The 16,978-nt window shown below is 62.6% G+C and carries 21 protein-coding genes and 1 tRNA gene; 8 read left to right on the top strand and 14 right to left on the bottom strand.

Annotation, left to right across the window (positions count from 1 at the left end; genetic code table 11):
* Positions 1 to 176: 176 nt before the first annotated feature.
* On the top strand, positions 177 to 530 hold the full coding sequence (locus ACIPIJ_RS07330) for an SH3 domain-containing protein (protein ID WP_401074382.1): 354 nt from the start codon (positions 177 to 179) through the stop codon (positions 528 to 530).
* Between the two features lie 385 nt (positions 531 to 915).
* A complete protein-coding gene (locus ACIPIJ_RS07335; RefSeq protein WP_401074384.1) occupies positions 916 to 1,110 on the top strand; it encodes a hypothetical protein in 195 nt (64 codons plus the stop codon).
* A 116-nt stretch (positions 1,111 to 1,226) separates the two neighbouring features.
* Here the strand turns inward: ACIPIJ_RS07335 and ACIPIJ_RS07340 are convergent, their stop codons facing one another.
* A complete protein-coding gene (locus tag ACIPIJ_RS07340) occupies positions 1,227 to 2,147 on the bottom strand; it encodes a LysR substrate-binding domain-containing protein (RefSeq protein WP_401074387.1) in 921 nt (306 codons plus the stop codon).
* Positions 2,148 to 2,246: 99 nt separating this feature from the next.
* Between ACIPIJ_RS07340 and ACIPIJ_RS07345 the strand changes: the two genes are divergently transcribed.
* Positions 2,247 to 3,008 carry a sulfite exporter TauE/SafE family protein gene (locus ACIPIJ_RS07345; protein ID WP_401074390.1) on the top strand — a complete coding sequence of 254 codons (762 nt, stop codon included), beginning with the start codon at positions 2,247 to 2,249 and terminating at the stop codon, positions 3,006 to 3,008.
* Between the two features lies 1 nt (position 3,009).
* Here the strand turns inward: ACIPIJ_RS07345 and ACIPIJ_RS07350 are convergent, their stop codons facing one another.
* The 4 genes from ACIPIJ_RS07350 to ACIPIJ_RS07365 all read right to left on the bottom strand — a co-directional run bounded on the left by ACIPIJ_RS07350 (position 3,010) and on the right by ACIPIJ_RS07365 (position 7,168).
* On the bottom strand, positions 3,010 to 4,434 hold the full coding sequence (locus ACIPIJ_RS07350) for a diguanylate cyclase (protein WP_401074392.1): 1,425 nt from the start codon (positions 4,432 to 4,434) through the stop codon (positions 3,010 to 3,012).
* Positions 4,435 to 4,572: 138 nt separating this feature from the next.
* The gene (locus ACIPIJ_RS07355; protein ID WP_401074394.1) at positions 4,573 to 6,402 is read right to left on the bottom strand and encodes an SLC13 family permease; all 1,830 of its coding nucleotides are present in this window, start codon (positions 6,400 to 6,402) and stop codon (positions 4,573 to 4,575) included.
* Between the two features lie 148 nt (positions 6,403 to 6,550).
* Positions 6,551 to 6,937, bottom strand: a complete 387-nt coding sequence (locus tag ACIPIJ_RS07360) for a glycine zipper domain-containing protein (RefSeq protein WP_346612149.1) — start codon at positions 6,935 to 6,937, stop codon at positions 6,551 to 6,553.
* Between the two features lie 51 nt (positions 6,938 to 6,988).
* Positions 6,989 to 7,168 carry a hypothetical protein gene (locus ACIPIJ_RS07365; protein WP_401075714.1) on the bottom strand — a complete coding sequence of 60 codons (180 nt, stop codon included), beginning with the start codon at positions 7,166 to 7,168 and terminating at the stop codon, positions 6,989 to 6,991.
* Positions 7,169 to 7,392: 224 nt separating this feature from the next.
* On the opposite strand from ACIPIJ_RS07365, the gene ACIPIJ_RS07370 reads away from it, so the two are divergent.
* The gene (locus tag ACIPIJ_RS07370; protein WP_401075717.1) at positions 7,393 to 8,550 is read left to right on the top strand and encodes a GGDEF domain-containing protein; all 1,158 of its coding nucleotides are present in this window, start codon (positions 7,393 to 7,395) and stop codon (positions 8,548 to 8,550) included.
* Position 8,551: 1 nt separating this feature from the next.
* On the opposite strand, the gene ACIPIJ_RS07375 is transcribed toward ACIPIJ_RS07370, so the two are convergent.
* Positions 8,552 to 8,854: an RcnB family protein gene (locus tag ACIPIJ_RS07375; protein ID WP_401074397.1), complete on the bottom strand. Its 303-nt coding sequence runs from the start codon at positions 8,852 to 8,854 to the stop codon at positions 8,552 to 8,554.
* A 115-nt stretch (positions 8,855 to 8,969) separates the two neighbouring features.
* Here ACIPIJ_RS07375 and ACIPIJ_RS07380 point away from each other — a divergent pair, with 115 nt between their 5' ends.
* Both ACIPIJ_RS07380 and ACIPIJ_RS07385 read left to right on the top strand, forming a co-directional pair.
* Positions 8,970 to 9,320, top strand: a complete 351-nt coding sequence (locus tag ACIPIJ_RS07380) for a hypothetical protein (protein ID WP_401074399.1) — start codon at positions 8,970 to 8,972, stop codon at positions 9,318 to 9,320.
* A gap of 38 nt (positions 9,321 to 9,358) precedes the next feature.
* Positions 9,359 to 10,180, top strand: a complete 822-nt coding sequence (locus tag ACIPIJ_RS07385) for a class I SAM-dependent methyltransferase (RefSeq protein ID WP_401074402.1) — start codon at positions 9,359 to 9,361, stop codon at positions 10,178 to 10,180.
* Here the strand turns inward: ACIPIJ_RS07385 and ACIPIJ_RS07390 are convergent, their stop codons facing one another.
* From ACIPIJ_RS07390 to ACIPIJ_RS07405, 4 genes are all read right to left on the bottom strand, one after another.
* Positions 10,181 to 10,948 carry an SDR family oxidoreductase gene (locus ACIPIJ_RS07390; RefSeq protein WP_401074405.1) on the bottom strand — a complete coding sequence of 256 codons (768 nt, stop codon included), beginning with the start codon at positions 10,946 to 10,948 and terminating at the stop codon, positions 10,181 to 10,183. It abuts the gene before it with no gap.
* Positions 10,949 to 10,971: 23 nt separating this feature from the next.
* Positions 10,972 to 12,039 (bottom strand): phosphotransferase family protein, encoded by a 1,068-nt coding sequence (locus ACIPIJ_RS07395; RefSeq protein ID WP_401074407.1) that lies wholly within the window; start codon positions 12,037 to 12,039, stop codon positions 10,972 to 10,974.
* A 191-nt stretch (positions 12,040 to 12,230) separates the two neighbouring features.
* The gene (locus ACIPIJ_RS07400; RefSeq protein ID WP_012273165.1) at positions 12,231 to 12,548 is read right to left on the bottom strand and encodes an SCP2 sterol-binding domain-containing protein; all 318 of its coding nucleotides are present in this window, start codon (positions 12,546 to 12,548) and stop codon (positions 12,231 to 12,233) included.
* Positions 12,549 to 12,604: 56 nt separating this feature from the next.
* Positions 12,605 to 13,315, bottom strand: coding sequence for a histidine phosphatase family protein (locus ACIPIJ_RS07405; RefSeq protein WP_401074410.1), 711 nt, complete (start codon positions 13,313 to 13,315; stop codon positions 12,605 to 12,607).
* A 198-nt stretch (positions 13,316 to 13,513) separates the two neighbouring features.
* Here ACIPIJ_RS07405 and sohB point away from each other — a divergent pair, with 198 nt between their 5' ends.
* Both sohB and ACIPIJ_RS07415 read left to right on the top strand, forming a co-directional pair.
* Positions 13,514 to 14,533, top strand: coding sequence for a protease SohB (sohB, locus tag ACIPIJ_RS07410; RefSeq protein ID WP_401074413.1), 1,020 nt, complete (start codon positions 13,514 to 13,516; stop codon positions 14,531 to 14,533).
* A gap of 152 nt (positions 14,534 to 14,685) precedes the next feature.
* A tRNA-Cys gene (locus tag ACIPIJ_RS07415) sits at positions 14,686 to 14,759 on the top strand.
* A 101-nt stretch (positions 14,760 to 14,860) separates the two neighbouring features.
* Here ACIPIJ_RS07415 and ACIPIJ_RS07420 read toward each other — a convergent pair.
* The 4 genes from ACIPIJ_RS07420 to ACIPIJ_RS07435 are packed head-to-tail and all read right to left on the bottom strand — an operon-like array spanning position 14,861 to position 16,911.
* Positions 14,861 to 15,925, bottom strand: coding sequence for an integrase (locus ACIPIJ_RS07420; RefSeq protein WP_401074416.1), 1,065 nt, complete (start codon positions 15,923 to 15,925; stop codon positions 14,861 to 14,863).
* A gap of 3 nt (positions 15,926 to 15,928) precedes the next feature.
* Entirely contained in the window at positions 15,929 to 16,165 is a 237-nt protein-coding gene (locus tag ACIPIJ_RS07425) for a DUF4224 domain-containing protein (protein ID WP_085590818.1), read from the bottom strand.
* A gap of 39 nt (positions 16,166 to 16,204) precedes the next feature.
* Positions 16,205 to 16,621, bottom strand: coding sequence for a hypothetical protein (locus ACIPIJ_RS07430; RefSeq protein WP_401074418.1), 417 nt, complete (start codon positions 16,619 to 16,621; stop codon positions 16,205 to 16,207).
* A gap of 56 nt (positions 16,622 to 16,677) precedes the next feature.
* Positions 16,678 to 16,911 carry a hypothetical protein gene (locus ACIPIJ_RS07435; RefSeq protein ID WP_401074421.1) on the bottom strand — a complete coding sequence of 78 codons (234 nt, stop codon included), beginning with the start codon at positions 16,909 to 16,911 and terminating at the stop codon, positions 16,678 to 16,680.
* Between the last annotated feature and the right edge of the window lie 67 nt (positions 16,912 to 16,978).

Here is a 16,978-nt window from a genome sequence, read left to right on the forward strand (position 1 = left end):
TGTTGGATGCACGCCAGTAAAGAAGGTCGCTGTATCGACGATGTGTCCGCAGCGCGTGCCGCGCGCTTTCTTGTGTGTCAGGTCGCAGTTTTTACACACAAAGATACAAATCCACTGCGCAGGCCTGGCCCGGCGGCTCTGCTACGATTCACGGTTTTTCAGCCAGGGACCGGCTCATGAAATACGTTGTCGTCGAAACCCATCGCAGTGAATACCCCACGCCGCTGCGCTTCGCCAAAGGCACCTTGCTGGAGGTGGGCCAACGCTACGAGGGGGAGCCCGGTTGGCAGGACTGGTACCTGTGCCGCTGTGACGGGCAGGTGCCGGGTTGGGTGCCGGCGCAACTGATCGAGCGGCTCGGCGTCGGCCAGGGCAGGGCGCTGGAACACTACTCGGCGCACGAACTCGATGCCGACCCCGGCCAGTTGGTACACACGCTGCGCCTGCTCAACGGCTGGGCCTGGTGCCGGCGACAGCGCAATGGCGAACTGGGTTGGTTGCCCTTGAAAAAGCTCCAGCCAATGGTGTGAACGGGCTATCTGATACGCTTTTTTTCCACCAACCTGAATCTGTAACCGTATCAGCGCAGAACCGACAATGCTCTACATCCCCACTCCACATGAAGAGGTTCCAATGGGCAAGCTTGCGCTGTTTCTGGGTGGCTTTCTGCTGCTGACCATTCTGATAGGCCTGCTGGGCACCATTCCGCCAAGCTGACGTCTGCCGACCCTCCGGCCCGTCTCATTCGCCTGACGGGCCCACTCCCTGCCCATTTACGGCAGCGCGTCTTGGTATACCGCTGGACTAGCGGTAGCTGCAAGTCGTTCTCAAGTGCAAAACGCTCGTGTACTCTCCCGCTCGCGTCATAATGGGTCGCATCGCGGGCCGGTCTTTTGCCTTGGAGTCAATACATAGATGGAATGCAAGAAGGGCACTTCAGCCATGCTGGAGTGGCGTAGCCGTTTTCTCACCGCAGGTACCCTCGAAGAGGATGAATATGATCAGGCATTGCGCAGTGCCGAAGCCTTGGAGCAGTCGGGTGTGATCACTGCGGTGGAGTGGATCGAGCTGGTCAAGGCGGCCAACATGGCGCTGCTGCGCGTGCGATAAGTCTTTCTTTGCAAGGGGAAATCTGTCCACAAAAAACGTGGGTAGGTCTGTGGATAAAATGCTGTAAGCCAAGCCGTTGGCGGCTTCTGTTAAATTGAGCATATTTTGAACAGCCCTCAGTCGGGCCGTTGAGTGCCCGCTGCACCCGCCAGGCGTATCGCCTGCAGTAGCTCACGGACCCGCGCTGGCAGCTCGCCGGCGGGGTATACCGCGTGCATTTCCGGGTCTTGGCCGGTGCTCGAGGTCAGCCGGTATTGCGGGCATACACGCACCAGCCGCCCAGCCCGCACTTGCGCCTCGCCCACCCAATCGGCCAGGCGGGCAATGCCGGCGCCAGCCAGGGTGCTGTGGTACACCGCGTCGCCGGAGTTCAGGCGCAACCGTGGCTGCGGGCGCAGGCTGGTGATGCGACCCTCGCGGTAGAAGTGCCAGGCCTTGAGGATGCGCGGGGCGGTGTGCAGGATCAGCGCATGATTGGCCAGTTCTTCCGGCCGTTGGGGCGTACCGTTACGCTCCAGGTAGTCAGGGCTGGCATACACGTGGCGCTGGTAGCGCCACAGTGGGTAGCCAATCAGCTCACTCGATTGCGGGAACGCCCCGCGCACCACGAAATCGAGCTTGCCCAGCAAGGGGTCGAGGGTTGCATCGCCGTAGTGCACATCCAGGGTCACCTGTGGGTGACGCTGGGAAAACGCGGCCAGTACCCCGGGCAGCACATGCTCGCCGAGCAGTAGCGGCACACCGAAGCGGATCCACCCTTGCGCGCTACCGCTGAGTGCCGCCAGCTCGTCCGCCGCATCGCGTTGCACATCCAGCAAGCGTTCGGCATGCGGCAACAAGCGCTCACCGGCATCGGTGAGGGTGACGGCGTTGGCGTTTCGGTTGAGCAACTTGCAACCCGTATTGTCCTCCAGGGCCTGCACCGCGCGGGTTACCGCGCTGGGTGAGCGGCCCAGGGCACGCGCGGCGGCGACGAAGCTGCGCTTGTGCGCGACGCTGACGAAGGCCTGGATTTCGCGCAGCATGTCCAATGCCATGAACGTCTCCTTGTTGCAGTTTTTGCAATATGGCATTTCAACACAAACGCGGCGCTTTGATTAGCCTTGCAGTCTGCAATCACTGCCTGGAACCGCTTCATGATGGATATCGCTGTCCTTTCCCTGTTCGCCTTCGCTGCTGGCCTGATCGACGCTGCCGTTGGCGGCGGCGGGCTCATCCAGATCCCGGCGCTGTTCAACGTACTGCCCACGGCGCAGCCGGCGGCCCTGCTGGGTAGCAACAAGCTGGCCTCGGTGTGCGGCACTGCTTTTGCGGCGCGCTCGTTCATACGCAAGGTGACGTTGGACTGGGGACTGATCGTGCCGGCGGCGCTGAGCGCGTTCGTCATGTCCTTTGCCGGCGCCGCCACGGTGTCGCTGGTGCCGCCTAGCGTGATGCGCCCGGCGGTGCTGGTGCTGATCGTGCTGATGGCGATCTACACCTTCTGCAAGAAGGACTTCGGCACCCTGCACAAACCCGCGAAGATTGGCCGCAAGGAACAGTGCCTGGCGGTGCTGATCGGCGGAGCCATCGGGTTCTATGATGGCCTGTTCGGGCCGGGCACCGGCAGTTTCCTGATCTTCCTGTTCATTCGCTTCTTCGCCCTGGACTTCCTGCATGCCTCGGCCTCGGCCAAGGTGGTGAACATCGCCACCAACCTGGCGGCGCTGGTGTTTTTCGTGCCCACTGGCAATGTGCTGTACGCCATTGCCCTGCCCATGGCGGCGTGCAACATTCTGGGGGCGTTGACCGGCACCTGGCTGGCCGTACGCAAGGGCGCAGGGTTTGTCCGTGGGCTGTTCCTGATTCTGCTGTGCGTGTTGATCGCCAAGCTGTCCTGGGACTTGCTGAACGGTTGAGTCAGACCACTTCGCGCTGCGCCGCGGCCAGTTCGACGCGATTGCGACCGTGGGCCTTGGCGCGGTACAGCGCCTGATCTGCGCGGGCCAGCAACTCGTCCAGGCTTGGCGCCGCAACGTCTGCGGCGCAGCCGTCGAGGCCGATGCTGACGGTTATCTGCAGGCGTGCATCGCCCTGCGCCACGTGCAGGTCCTGCACGGCGCGGCGCAGGCGTTCGGCGGTGAACTTGGCGCGCTCCGGCGCCAGCCCCGGGAGCATCACCACGAATTCTTCACCGCCCATGCGTGCCAGCAACTCACCCTCGTGCAACTGGTCTTGCAGGGTGCGGGCGAACTGGCGCAGCACCTGGTCGCCAACGCCGTGGCCATGGCGGTCGTTGATCGACTTGAAATGGTCGATGTCGAGCATCATCAAGGTCAGCGGTAACGCCTGGGCATGCTGCTGGCGGCTATCGAGCAGGGCACCGGCGCGGCGAGTGAAAGCACTGCGGGTCAACACGCCGGTCAGATGATCGATGGTGGCTTGGTGCGCCAGGCGCGCCAGCAGGCTGCGGTTGGCCTGGCTGACGCAAGCGACCACCAGCGGGCCGAGCACCAGCATGGCGATACCCAGGCGGGCGGACATCAGGGTAGTGACCCCAGGTTCGCTTTGCGGCACGCTGAAATGCATCAGGTTCTGCGCCACCGCGACGATCAGCGTACTGCCGGCAGTGAGCGTCAGCAGGGAAACCAGGAACGGTGAGTAGGTCCAGGCACACCACAGCAGCGCCGCGATCGGGAAGGCAATGGCCCCCGGCCCGCCGAAGAGTATGCTGAAGGCCAGGGAGGCCAACAGTACCAGCAAGGGTGCCAGGCGGATCGCCTGGGCGCCGCTGCGCACCAGCGCGCGGGCCGACGGCGCCGTGAGCATTACCGGCAGCACCAGCACGCTGGTCGAGAACTGCTCGCTGAACCAGGCCAACCAGGTCGAGCGCAATGATTGCTCGAACCACGGTGCAGCCATCACGCAGGCCAGGCTGGCCGCCACCGTGGCGCCCGCCGCGCTGGCACCGAACACGCTGAGCACGCCATGCGGGCTGCGCATACGCCGGTGCACGCGTGGCAAGCGGGACAGCAGCAGCCACACGGTCACCACCACGCCGAGGTTGCACAGGTTGAACCACAGCGCCGGGGCCCAGGCGCTGCCGCAGGCCAGGTCGGCAGCAACCATGGCCAACCACACCAACGTGAAGCCGACTGGGCCGGCCTGGCGCGGGTAACGCAGCAGCACGCCGGCCAGCACCGCATTGACTGGCCAGAACAGCGACAAGGATTCGATAGGCCGTGCCAGGATACCGCCCAGGGTCAGGGCAAAGGTCAGGCCGAACAGTACGGCATAGGGCAACAAGCGCGATTGGGCTGGAAAAACCATAGGCTCGACCGACAAGCGGAGACGAAATCCAGGACAACGGCGTTAGGCACCTGGGGCAATAACGTGTCAGTGTGTTTCCACAGGCCACTTGATGTCAATCTGCCGCGATCGCGCAAGATGATGTCAAATAGCCTCTACTTCCTGCAGCAACCCTCATAATCCATAGAACCATGGCACCATCAGCACCGCCACCAGCATCACCAGCACGGTGAAGGGCACGCCCACCTTGACGAAGTCGGCGAAGCGGTACTGGCCAGGGCCGAGCACCAGGGTGTTGACCGGCGAGGACACCGGCGTCATGAACGCCGCCGAGGCGGCCAGGGCCACGGTCATGGCGAACGGGTAGGGCGACAGGCCCAGCTGTGACGCCGTGCTGATGGCCACGGGCGCCATCAGTACGGCGGTGGCGGTATTGGAAATGAACAGGCCGATCACCGCCGTCACCATGAACAGGCAGGCGAGCATGGCGAGCGGCCCGGCGCCGCCCAGCAAGCTGACCAGCCCACCCACCGCCAGGTCGATCCCGCCGGTTTTTTGCAGGGCCTGGGCGAATGGCAGCATGCCGACGATCAACACCAGGCTCTGCCAGTGGATGGCTCGGTAGGCGCTGTTCATGTCGATGCAGCGCCCGGCGCCCATCAGCAGGCAACCGATCAGCGCGGCGATCACATTGGGTACCGCGCCGCTGACCATCAGTCCGACCATCACTGTCAGGCTGATCAACGCATACGGTGCACGGGTACGGGCTGGTGCCACCTGGTCGATCTCGGCGGGCAGGCTCAGCACCAGGAAATCCTTGGGTTGGCTTTGCAGCTGGCGCACCGCCTTCCACGGGCCGACCACCAGCAAGGTGTCACCCAAGCGCAGCGGTTCTTCCACCAGGTGTTCGTCGATTGCCACCTGCTCGCGGCGCAGGCCGACCACGTTGAGGTCATAGCGGGTGCGAAAGGCCAGGTCCAGGATACTTTTGCCAATCAGTTGCGATCCGGGTGGCAGCGACACTTCGGCCATGCCCAGCTCCTGGGATTGGTCGATGAAGTAGGCGGCCTTGAAGTGCAGGGGTTCCAGCTGCATCGTCTGGCACAGGGTGCGCAGGTCATCACGGTTGGCGAACAGGTCGAGCAGCAGCACATCACCTTGGTGCAGCACGGTGCTGGAGTCGGCGGTGATCACCCGCGTGGTGAACTTGTGCTGGCGCTCGATGCCGATCACGTTGGCACCGTGGCGGGTTCGCAACTCCAATTCCCCCAGGGTGTGGCCGATCAGCGGGGAATGCGGGCGGATGCGCAGGCGCCGCTCGCGACCGTTGAGCTTGTAGTCGAGCACCAGGTCGAGCAGGGTGCGGCGGCTTTCCACGCGGCCGTCCTTGCGCACTTCGCCATTTAGCCACATGCGCGTCAGCAGCATGTAGCCGACACCCAACACCAGCACCACCAGGCCGAACGGGGTAAAGCTGAAAAAGCTGAAACCTTGCTCGCCATGGCGTACCAGTTCGCTGTGCACCACCACGTTGGGCGGCGTGGCCACCAGGCTGAGCATGCCGCTGATCAGGCCAGCGAAGCTCAATGGCATCATCAGGCGGCTGGGCGAAATCTGCAGGCGTGCGGCAATGCTCAGCACCACCGGGATGAAGATTGCGACTACCCCTGTTGAGCTCATCACCGAACCCAGCCCAGCCACCGACACCATCAGCAACACCAGCAGGCGCGCCTCACTATTGCCCGCCCGTTCGCTCATCCATTCACCGATGCGGTAGGCGATGCCCGTGCGCACCAGACCTTCGCCGATGACGAACAAGGCGGCGATCAGTACCACGTTGGGGTCGCTGAAGCCGGCCAGCGCCTGCTCCACGGTAAGGATGCCCGACAGTGGCAGGGCGAGGATCACCAGCAGGGCGACCACGTCCATGCGCGGGCGGTTGATGACGAAGAGGACGACGACGACAGCCAGCAGGCCGAGGACCCAGAGCAGTTCCTGGTTCATGGGCGGGGGTGTTCCTTCACTCAAGGGGCACGAAAGACAGTAGCAGTCAGTGTGGCAGCTTGTGCTGAAGGCGGTGTTGATGTGCTGCAGGTTTTGCGCGGGTGGTGAAACAAAAAGGGCCGCGAAGGCGGCCCTGGTGCTGCATGACTCAGTGACGGTGACGGCGGTGCTTCTTGCCGTTGTTGTCACCCAGGTGGTTGCCGATGGCACCACCGGCCGCGCCACCCAGGCCGGCACCGATGGTCGAGCCGGACGAGCCGCCAACCTTGCCGCCCAGCAGCGAGCCACCGGCCGAGCCCAAGCCACCGCCGATGGCGGCTTCGGTACGGTTGCCCTTGCGTGCACCCACGGCGCTGCCGGCCGCCCCGCCCAGGCCGGCACCGATGGCCGCACCGGTGCTGCCGCCCATCTGTTTGCCGACAATGTTACCCAGGGCGCCACCCAGGCCACCGCCAATGGCGGCAGTACCGTCACCGGCGAAAGCGCCTTGGCACAGCAGCAGGCCAAGGGCAAGGGAAGGCAAAGTCAGACGCATGATAGGAGCCTCGGAAGAATCATCAGGTTATGTGTGGAGAGAAAAGACGTATCAACGGTAATCGCGGTCACGGTAGCGACGATCATCATCGTCGCGATCATGCCGCTGGTGGTGACGGTGGCCGCGATCGCCATCGCGCCAGCCACCATCGTCATCGCGGTAATGATGGTGGTGGCAGCCGGCAACGAGCAGTAAGGCGGCGATCAGCGAGAAGCTTGCAAGGCGGGTGATCACGATATAGGTCCTTGATCCGCATAGGTTTACGGGGCACTTGCTGAGACTGTGAACGATCCAATTGGTTTCCTGAGAGGGCAAAATTACGCCGCACTGGCGATGAGCGGCGTGCTTGGCGGCTGCTGTTCTGTCCCGCTCGGTCATGGCCTGTATCGGGTGCGGCACTTAGACTTCAACACAGGCCGCAATGAAGACGGCCAACTGCCACACGGTGAATCATGATGATCGCCCACACCCCCACGCTGTTCGCCGCCGTTGCTCTGGTCGCGACCATTCTGGCCTTTTGCCTGCTGCTGGTCGGCCAGTTCAATCGCCGCGACAACTTGTTGCTCACCGGCTGCGGCTTGCTGGCCCATGCCCTGGCTTACGTCTGTTACACCGTCTATGGGCATGCGCCGCTGTGGCTCAGCTATGGCGTGGGCAACAGCCTGTTGTCGCTGGCCTTGGCGTTCTATTCGGCGAGCTTGTTCCGCGTGCGGGAGCAGGCCGTGCCTTGGCGCCTGGTGTTCATCATCCCGGCATTCATGCTGGTGGGCCTGATGCTGCTGCTCGACACCCTGGAGCCACGCATGCTGCTAGCCACCCTGGTGCTGATGCTGCAATGCGCGATGATCCTGTACTGGGTGCGGCGTCACGTCGAGCGGCCGGGCAGGGCGCACCTGCTGCTGGAAATCGGCGCGCTGATCAGTCTGGTCGGCCTGGGCATGCGTGCGCTGGCGGTGATCAACGGCACGGCGGTGGAAATGCGCTATGACACCAGTAACCTCAAACAGAGCATTTCGGTGGCCATCGGCACGGTCACGGTGATGATGTATTCCATCGGCTTGGTGCTGATGGCCAAGGAACGCAGCGAGTCACGCCTGGAGCATCTGGCCCTGCGCGACGTGCTGACCGGCACCTACAACCGCCGGGCGATACTCGAGCGCTTTGCCGTGGAACTAGGCCGCGCGCGTGGCGAGCAAAGCAGTCTGGGGGTGGCGATGATCGACATCGACCATTTCAAACGCATCAACGACCTGTACGGCCACCTGGCCGGTGATGAGGTGTTGTGCCATTGCGTACGCCAGTTGCAGCAGCGCCTGCGCCAAGGCGACAGCCTGGGCCGCTATGGCGGTGAAGAATTCCTGCTGCTGTTGCCGCATGCCGACCGCGACGGTGCCATGGCAGCCTTGCAAGGCCTGCGCGAGGCCATTGCCTGCAGCCCGGCGCAGTTTGCCGGTGACCAGATAACCCTGCGCTTCAGCGTCGGGCTGTGGTGCGGCGTGCCTCACCCCCATGACAGCACCGCGAGCCTGCTCGCCCAGGCAGATGCGGCGTTGTATCAGGCCAAGGCGGCCGGGCGTAACACGGTGCACATGGCGGCGCTGGTCGGCGGTTGAGTCAGGAGGCCGGATGGATGGCGAGGACGACGCCATTGGTGATCTGCACCAGTACATAGTGTTCACCCATGCGCACCCAGTGGCTTTCCTTCTCGGGTGCTGGCAGGCCTTTGGCTTTCCAATCCGTCACCGTCTGATCGTCGCGTTTGTACTGGTCCGGGGCCTTGTCGCCGACCTTGAGTTCACGGTTGTGCGTCTCTGGGGCGGTGATGCTTTCTTCGGCTGAAGACGCCGCGGAGGCAACCATGGGTGCGCAGGGAAGGGCGGCAAGGAGCAGGGCAGGCAGTAGACGGGGTGCTTTCATGACGATTTCCTGAATAGTGGCTTGCGTTATCTGGGACAGCAGCCATTGCCGGACAATTCACTCTCAATGCTTGGCAGTGCTAGAGTCGCTTTCTTTTTTGCCCCGAGGATGGAACATGCGAGCAATTCTGCCGATGGCTGCAGCGCTGGTGTTGGTCGGTTGCGCTTCTGCGACCATGGATACGGCGCGCGACGGCAAACCGACGGCGCAGCTCGATTCGCGCAAGGCGCCGGAACTGGTGGCCCAGTGCATTCAGTTCAGCTGGCAAAAAGAGGACGTGTTCGGGGATGACGCCAGTGGTTACCTGGAGCCGCGCAAGCAAGGCGGGCTGACGGTGTATACCCGTGAGGCGGAATCGTTCGTGGATGTGTATCCGCAGGGCAGCGGTACGCGGGTGGACTACTATGCGCAGAAGAATGATGGCGTAGCGCTGCAGCGCCGCGCTGCGGCGGCTACCTGCCTGTAGCGGCCGATAACCACCCGGTTACGACAGGGATGTTGACCATGGGCCGATCGCACCAACTCAACCGTGCCAGCTGGGACGAACGCGCGCCTCTGCATGCCGCCTCGAACGACTACGAGGTGGAGCGGCTGGTTCAGCAGCCGGATCATCTGTCCGAAACTGTCCGCTTTGACCTGCCACGCCTTGGCGACATTGACGGTCTGCGAACCGTCCACCTGCAGTGCCATATCGGTACCGACACGTTGTCGCTCGCCCGTCTGGGCGCCCAGGTCTGCGGCCTGGATTACTCCGTTGCTTCGCTGGCCGAGGCGCGTCAGCTGGCCAAGCGTTGCAATACGCATATCGCCTACGTCGAGGCTGATGTCTATCAGGCTCACCAGGTGCTGCAGCCAGGCACCTTCGACTTGGTCTACACCGGTATCGGTGCACTCTGCTGGCTACCCCGCATCGAGCCATGGGCGCGCGCCGTGGCGGCTTTGCTCAAGCCAGGTGGGCGCCTGTTCCTGCGCGATGGCCACCCGATGCTGATGGCGGTCAACGAAGACCACCCGGACCGGCTGCAACTGGAGTATCCCTACTTCGAGCATGAGGCGCCCACCGTATGGCACAACGACCAGACTTACGTCGACAGCGACCAGCGCCTCACCCAGACCGAAACCCACGAATGGAACCACGGCTTGGGCGAAGTCATCAGCGCCTTGCTGGCGCACGGCCTGCAATTGACTGCACTGGTGGAGCACCCGAGTATCCCCTGGGAGGCGCTACCAGGGCAGATGGAAAAGGGGGGCGACGGCGAGTGGCGCCTGCGCGAACACCCCGAACGCCTGCCGCTGAGCTACACGCTGCAGGCGATCAAGGCCTGATCAGGACAGGTAGCCACCGTCCACATTGAGCGCAGTGCCGGTGGTGTAGCTGGAGGCCTCGCTGGCCAGGTAAAGCACCGCGCCGGCCATTTCCTTCGGGTCGGCCACGCGCTTGAGTGGGATCTGCTGCAGCGCGGCGTGGAGGATGGCGTCGTTCTTCACCAGCGCCGAAGCGAACTTGGTGTCGGTCAGGCCGGGCAGCAGGGCGTTGCAACGGATGCCGAACTGCGCGCACTCCTTGGCGAACACCTTGGTCATGTTGATCACTGCGGCCTTGGTCACCGAATAGATGCCCTGGAAGTGGCCAGGCGACACGCCGTTGATGGAGGCCACGTTGATGATGCTGCCGCCGCCGTTTTCGCGCATCAGCTTGCCGGCTTCCACCGACATGAAGAAGTAGCCACGGATGTTCACGTCGACTGTTTTTTGAAAGGCGCTCACGTCGGTGTCCAGCACGTTGCAGAACTGCGGGTTGGTAGCGGCGTTGTTGACCAGTACGTCCAGGCGCCCGAACTGTTCGCGGATGCCGGCGAACACCTGCTGGATCTGTTCCAGTTCACCGATGTGGCAGGCGACGGCAGTGGCCTTGCCGCCTGCTGCGATGATTGCGTCGGCCACCTGCTGGCAGCCATCGAGCTTGCGACTGGAGACGATCACATGGGCACCTTGCTGTGCCAGTAGGTGGGCAATGGCCTCGCCGATGCCACGGCTGGCGCCGGAAACGAAAGCGATCTTGCCATCCAGGTCGAACAGTTGGGTCTTGGACATGCTGTTTTCCTTGTTGTCTGTCGTCAGAGCGTGGACTTGGCGATAACCTGCAAGCTCATCTGCTCCAGCAACCGGTTCATGTGGATGAACTGGGCGAAGCGCTTGTCCTGGGTCTGGCCGTGGTAGTAGCGGTAGTAGATCTGCTGGACGATCCCGGCCAGGCGGAACAGGCCATAGCAATAGTAGTAATCGAAGTTGTCCAGGCTGATACCTGCACGCTCGGCGTAGTAGTCGACGAACTGGCGGCGGGTCAACATGCCGGGAGCGTTGCTCGGTTGGCGGCGCATCAGTTGCACCGGCGCCGGGTCGCTTGCCTCGATCCAGTAGGCCAGGCTGTTGCCCAGGTCCATCAGTGGGTCACCGAGCGTGGTCATTTCCCAGTCGAGCACGCCGATGATGCGCATCGGGTTGTCGGCGTCGAGGATGACGTTGTCGAAGCGGTAGTCGTTGTGCACGATGCCAGGGCGCGGATGGTCGGCGGGCATTTTTTCGCGCAACCAGGCGATGACCTGCTCCCAACGCGGTGCGTCAGGTGTCAGGGCTTTTTCGTAGCGGCTGGTCCAGCCTTCGATCTGGCGCTGCACATAGCCTTCCGGCTTGCCCAGGTCCGCCAGGCCGCAGGCCTCATAATCGACCTGGTGCAGCTCAACCAGGCGATCGATGAAGCTTTTGCACAAGGCTTCGGTGCGCGCGGCATCCAGGTTCAGTTCACTGGGGATGTCCGAGCGCAGGATGATGCCCTCGACCCGCTGCATCACGTAGAACTCGCCGCCGATCAGCGTTTCATCGGTGCAATGAGCGTAGGCCTTGGGGCAGTAAGGGAAGCCGCTGTTGAGCTGGTTGAGGATGCGAAATTCTCGGCCCATGTCGTGGGCGGACTTGGCTTTCTGGCCAAAGGGCGGGCGCCGCAGCACGAACTCGCGGTCAGGGTAGGCAACCAGGTAAGTCAGGTTGGACGCACCGCCGGGAAACTGGCTGATCCGTGGTGTGCCTGCAAGGCCTGCGATATTGGCCTTGAGGTAAGGGTCGATGACGGCCGCGTCGAGTTCTTCGCCGGGGCGTACCTGGGTGGACTGGTCGGTGAGCGTCATGCGTTTACCTTATTATCGATCGCAAGGATTATTGGCTAATCTAATTGGCTTGCTGTCTTGGAACAAGCGTGCCAGGCGCCATATAGGTGCGGGTGTTGCCGGCCGATCACTGCCCCGAATGCCGGCAGCGGGCAAAAAAAAACCGAAGCCGGTCAGGCTTCGGTTTTCGCATTGCTTGGGATACCCGTCACTCAGGAAGGGAACAGCTCGCTCAGCTTCATCGACAGCATCATGTCGCCTTCGACGCGCAGCTTGCCGCCCATGAAGGCCTGCATGCCGTCGGTTTCACCGCTGACGATGCCCTTGAGGGTTTCGCTGTCCATGACCAGGGTGCAGTTGGCATCCGGGTTCTCGCCTTCCTGCAGGTCGCAGGTACCGTCCTTGACGATCAGGGCGTACTTCTTGCCTTCGTCGGTGATGTCGAAGCCGAACACCAGGTCCAGGCCGGCGGCAGCGGCTGGGTTGAACTTCTCTTGCATCTTTTTCACGGCATCAGCTACGGAGGTCATGGCATATTCCTTATAGAGTGATTTACACGTCCCCGCAGGGACACAACAGGCCGGGCTCATCGATAGGTGATGAGCTCCGGCAACTTCAACAGTTGCACATGGGCTTGGCTGTTGAAGGAAGCCAGTGCCACGTCGCGGCCGCGAAACTTCAGCTGGGTGAGCGACGTGTTGATGATCTGCCAGTTCAGCGCAAAGGCCTGGCTGGGGGTAATACCGGTAACCAGGTGGAGCAGGGCGGCAATGGTGCCGCCAGAGGTGAACACGGCGATGTTGTCGCCACTGCCTGCGGTGTCCAGCAGGCGCTGCAGGCCGGCTTCGACCCTGGCGGTGAAGGCCTGCCAGGTCTCCAGCCCGTCGTCGGCATGTTCGCCAGCGTGCCAGCGCTGCACCATCAGGGCGAACAGGCGCTGGAACTCGCTGCGGTTGTGCGCGCCGTTGCGCAGGATGTGCCGCGCGTTTGGCTCATCGGCCAGCAGCCCAGGTAGTAAAGCGCGGATCACTCCGTCGGCATCGAACTCATTGAACGCCGGATCGGTCTCAATGGCCGGCATTGACGGGCCATGTTCCTGCACGGCCGTGAGCGCCAGCCGTGCGGTGTCTTGCTGGCGGCGCAGGTTACCCGCTACGCAACGGTCCAGCTTCAAGCCCAGCTGGGCGAAGTGCTCGCCTAACGCTTGGCTTTGCCGCACCCCAACCTCCGACAGGACGTCATAGTCATCGGCACCAAAGGAGGCTTGGCCATGTCGGATCAGGTAGAGGTTGCCCACAAAAGTGTCCAGCCGCTTGAAGGTTGCTGCGAGGTTAGGATGCGCCACTCGGGCTGTCAACGAAAAAACATACAAGCGTTTGAAAAGGTCGTTTGAACTGTGTTGCCAGCGTTTACCGCCTCTGGCAGCGCCACCGGTGCACCGGTATGCTTGCTACAGTTTTGCGCCTTGCTGGCGCAGGTTCATAAAGGAGTCAACGTGGAGTTTCTTGCCGAATACGCAAGCTTTCTGGCTAAAACCGCCACCCTGGTAATCGCTATCCTGGTGGTGCTGTCCGCCATCGCCGGCTTGCGCGGCAAGGGGCGGCGCAAGGCGGGCGGGCAGTTGCAGGTCACCCGCCTCAACGAGTTCTATAAAGAGCTGCGCGAGCGCCTGGAGTCGGGCCTGCTCGACAAGGCTCAGCTCAAGGCGCTGCGCAAGCAGCAGGCCAAGGCGGAAAAACAGCAGAAGAAAGCCAAGGCCGAGGAGAAGAGCCGGGTCTTCGTGCTCGACTTCGATGGCGACATCAAGGCCTCAGCCACCGAGGGCCTGCGCAACGAGATCACCGCACTGCTGACCCTCGCCACCCCGCGTGACGAAGTGGTGCTGCGCCTCGAAAGCGGTGGTGGCTTGGTACACAGCTACGGCTTGGCCGCGTCGCAGCTGGCACGTATCCGCCAGGCGGGCATCCCGCTGACCGTGTGCATCGACAAGGTGGCCGCCAGCGGCGGCTACATGATGGCCTGCATCGGAGAAAAAATCGTCAGTGCGCCGTTTGCGGTGCTGGGTTCGATTGGCGTGGTAGCCCAGCTGCCAAACGTCAACCGGCTGCTTAAGAAGCACGACATCGACTTCGAGGTGCTGACTGCCGGCGAGTACAAGCGCACCTTGACCGTGTTCGGCGAGAACACCGAGAAGGGCCGGGAAAAGTTCCAGGAGGACCTGGACATCACCCACCAGCTGTTCAAGGACTTCGTTTCGCGCTACCGCCCGCAGCTTCACATCGACGAAGTGGCTACCGGCGAAGTCTGGCTGGGCGTTGCCGCGCTGAATCGTCAGTTGGTGGACCAATTGCAGACCAGCGACGAATACCTCAGCGACCGCGCCCGCCACGCCAACCTGTTCCACCTGCATTACGCCGAACGCAAGAGCCTGCAGGAGCGCATCGGCATGGCGGCCAGCGGCACGGTGGAGAACACCGTGGTGGGTTTGTGGAGCAAACTCGGCCGCTTGCGCTAACACCTTGAACCCCTTGAATATTTTTTGTGTTCAGGGGGTTGCAAGGTTGGATGAATGCAGACATAATGGCGCCCATCGAAACGCAGGAAACTTTGAAAAAGGTTCAGCGTTTCAAGGAGATAGAAGCGCAAGCGACTAGATCCGAACTTTGAGGCCGAGTAGCAAAGTGGTTATGCTCCGGATTGCAAATCCGTCTACGCCGGTTCGATTCCGACCTCGGCCTCCACATTCGAAAGCCCCGCAGATTAACGTCTGCGGGGTTTTTCTTTGGTCGATAGAAAACCCTATCGTTTCCGCATCATTGGGTATCGTTTCCGCATCCGGCCTTTACTTGGTCGGGCTGACCACCTCGCCGACGCGGCGATAAACCCGCTTCGTGATCTCCTCCTTCGAGTGGCCAAGCAGCCTGCTCGCATGGCTGATGTCCTCGATTTCGGAAGCAGCCTTCGGTCGGATATCGCGAAACTGAAACTGCCGAACCTTGGTCGCCAGGTCAGTGTTGCCATCGGCGCTCAGCTTCCGAGCGGCCTTGTCTCGCGCTTCGCTGAAGCGGTTCCTCAGCATTTCCCAGCTCATGCGCAGACCAGAGTCGTTGGTGATGAGGCGCGAGTTGCGCACGCCCTGCAGCTTGCGCCGCTCAAGTAATGCCTCAATGAATAGGCCAAGGCCGGTCAGCTCGCCATTGATGTGACGGCGGATGCGAAGCTTCTTGTCCGTCTTGTTTTGGTCAACCCAGAGATAGTCCTCGTCTAGGTCGACGGTGCTGAACTTGAGTGTGTCGGCAGGACGCTGGCCGGCCAGGTAGGCCAGGTCCATGGCATCCTTGAGGCCCTGATCGCCCTCGGCATAAACCGCATCCCAGATTTCGTCGGCCGCGTAGAAATCGCGCACCTTCTCCTTGTTTCGGCGCACTGCCAGGCAGGGATTGCGCTCCGCAAAGCCCCACTCCATGGCCATGGTGAATACGTGCGAGAGCAGCGCGATCTCACGATTTGCCCGGGTCTTGGCGGTGCGGGCGTCCCGGTACTGGGCAATGACCGGCGGGCTGATGGCCTCGATCGGCGCATCAGCGAAGGCCTTGCGCAAGCGCTCCAGCTCGTACTTGTTGTCCTTTTGCGTGCGTGGCGACTTGGCCGGGATGATGTCCCGCTCGTACCGGTCGAACAGTTCGCCCATGGTAGCCATCACTTTCGGTTTCGCCTTGTGTTCCAGGCGCGCCCATTCCAACTTGGCCTCCGCGAGGTCAGTCCCCAGCGGTACCTCCTGCCGCTTCCCGTCCGCATCCCTCCCGTCGTAGTAGTACCCAACCCACAGTTTGCCGCTTTTCAGCTTGCGGACCCGCCGCAGCATCCGCGGCGGCAGGTCCTTGTTCGATGCCTTCCTGGTGCGCATCTATTACCCCACGCGCGATAAGTCCAATGTCCAAGTTTCAGTTGTTGCATTCGTTGCAGTTGGCTTGACGCCGGCCATCTTGAGGCGGGCGTAGACCCTTCCAACGATCGGCCGCCTGGCCCGGGTGAGCGTGTACTGCCAGCCGTTGTTTGCCAGCCACGCGATCTGCTTGCTCGGGAGCTGGTAGCCGGTGACCCGAACCACCTCTTCCTCGTCGAGAAACTCGCTTGCATGTTCCATGGGATGGTCTCCACGCCGCCGGTGGCGGCAGGTTGGTGGTCAGGCCAGGTCCGCCAGCGCGAACACGATCCCGCGGCAGTAGGGCTCTTCGTCTTCTACAACCTCGAAGGTTGCGTGCGGGATTGCAGTCTTGTAGGTCCAGCTGTAGCCGTCCTCCTTGCCCCACAGCGCCTCAATCGGTTTGGCCGACTTCTGGCGCTGCACGTACTCGGCGATTTCTTCGTCACCATCCAGGCAGTCGCGGTCGGGCAGCACGCCGTCTGAGTCGACGAAGGCAGTTCCGCCGTCGTAGCAGCCGATCTCCTCGCGACGGGCGCCGTAGAATTCCATCAGGTCGTCGCTTGCGCCGCAGAGGATGACCAGGCCGGCACTTTGCGCAGCGGCGATGAGTGCGCCAGGGATTCGGGTCGGGTATTCGAGCCCGTTCAACTGGGCGGCCAATTCTTCTTTCGTCATGGCAATAGCTCTCCATGCCCGCGCATGTCGGCGGGCTTGAGTTGTAGGGGGAGGGGTTAGGGCTGGGCGTTTCGTGAAAGCGCGTGCGCCAGGTGACGGGCATACGTGGAAACGGCGCGCCAGTAGGCGGCCATCGGACCCTTGCGGCGCAGCCAGGAATTCTCAGCCTCGGCGTCGGCCTGGGCGCGCAGTTCGCGGAGCACTGCTTCTATCCGCGCACGATCTTGCGCGGGAAGGTCCAGCAGGGCTCGGCCTGCTGGCAGCTTCAGCAGCGGGTTGATATAGCCCATAGGGCCTCCTGGCTGATTGTGGCCTGGTGAGCGCTCATCGCGGCCCCCTGTAGATCAGGTAGGCCAT

The sequence above is a fragment of the Pseudomonas sp. NPDC087185 genome (assembly GCF_044744955.1).
Classification (GTDB): domain Bacteria; phylum Pseudomonadota; class Gammaproteobacteria; order Pseudomonadales; family Pseudomonadaceae; genus Aquipseudomonas.

What these genes read in the sequence shown, in the direction of transcription:
- ACIPIJ_RS07330 (WP_401074382.1), top strand. Translation starts at nt 177, where the DNA reads ATGAAATACGTTGTCGTCGAAACCCATCGCAGTGAATACCCCACGCCG.
- ACIPIJ_RS07335 (WP_401074384.1), top strand. Translation starts at nt 916, where the DNA reads ATGGAATGCAAGAAGGGCACTTCAGCCATGCTGGAGTGGCGTAGCCGT.
- ACIPIJ_RS07340 (WP_401074387.1), bottom strand. Translation starts at nt 2,147, where the DNA reads ATGGCATTGGACATGCTGCGCGAAATCCAGGCCTTCGTCAGCGTCGCG.
- ACIPIJ_RS07345 (WP_401074390.1), top strand. Translation starts at nt 2,247, where the DNA reads ATGATGGATATCGCTGTCCTTTCCCTGTTCGCCTTCGCTGCTGGCCTG.
- ACIPIJ_RS07355 (WP_401074394.1), bottom strand. Translation starts at nt 6,402, where the DNA reads ATGAACCAGGAACTGCTCTGGGTCCTCGGCCTGCTGGCTGTCGTCGTC.
- ACIPIJ_RS07360 (WP_346612149.1), bottom strand. Translation starts at nt 6,937, where the DNA reads ATGCGTCTGACTTTGCCTTCCCTTGCCCTTGGCCTGCTGCTGTGCCAA.
- ACIPIJ_RS07370 (WP_401075717.1), top strand. Translation starts at nt 7,393, where the DNA reads ATGATCGCCCACACCCCCACGCTGTTCGCCGCCGTTGCTCTGGTCGCG.
- ACIPIJ_RS07375 (WP_401074397.1), bottom strand. Translation starts at nt 8,854, where the DNA reads ATGAAAGCACCCCGTCTACTGCCTGCCCTGCTCCTTGCCGCCCTTCCC.
- ACIPIJ_RS07380 (WP_401074399.1), top strand. Translation starts at nt 8,970, where the DNA reads ATGCGAGCAATTCTGCCGATGGCTGCAGCGCTGGTGTTGGTCGGTTGC.
- ACIPIJ_RS07385 (WP_401074402.1), top strand. Translation starts at nt 9,359, where the DNA reads ATGGGCCGATCGCACCAACTCAACCGTGCCAGCTGGGACGAACGCGCG.
- ACIPIJ_RS07390 (WP_401074405.1), bottom strand. Translation starts at nt 10,948, where the DNA reads ATGTCCAAGACCCAACTGTTCGACCTGGATGGCAAGATCGCTTTCGTT.
- ACIPIJ_RS07395 (WP_401074407.1), bottom strand. Translation starts at nt 12,039, where the DNA reads ATGACGCTCACCGACCAGTCCACCCAGGTACGCCCCGGCGAAGAACTC.
- ACIPIJ_RS07400 (WP_012273165.1), bottom strand. Translation starts at nt 12,548, where the DNA reads ATGACCTCCGTAGCTGATGCCGTGAAAAAGATGCAAGAGAAGTTCAAC.
- ACIPIJ_RS07420 (WP_401074416.1), bottom strand. Translation starts at nt 15,925, where the DNA reads ATGCGCACCAGGAAGGCATCGAACAAGGACCTGCCGCCGCGGATGCTG.
- ACIPIJ_RS07425 (WP_085590818.1), bottom strand. Translation starts at nt 16,165, where the DNA reads ATGGAACATGCAAGCGAGTTTCTCGACGAGGAAGAGGTGGTTCGGGTC.
- ACIPIJ_RS07430 (WP_401074418.1), bottom strand. Translation starts at nt 16,621, where the DNA reads ATGACGAAAGAAGAATTGGCCGCCCAGTTGAACGGGCTCGAATACCCG.
- ACIPIJ_RS07435 (WP_401074421.1), bottom strand. Translation starts at nt 16,911, where the DNA reads ATGGGCTATATCAACCCGCTGCTGAAGCTGCCAGCAGGCCGAGCCCTG.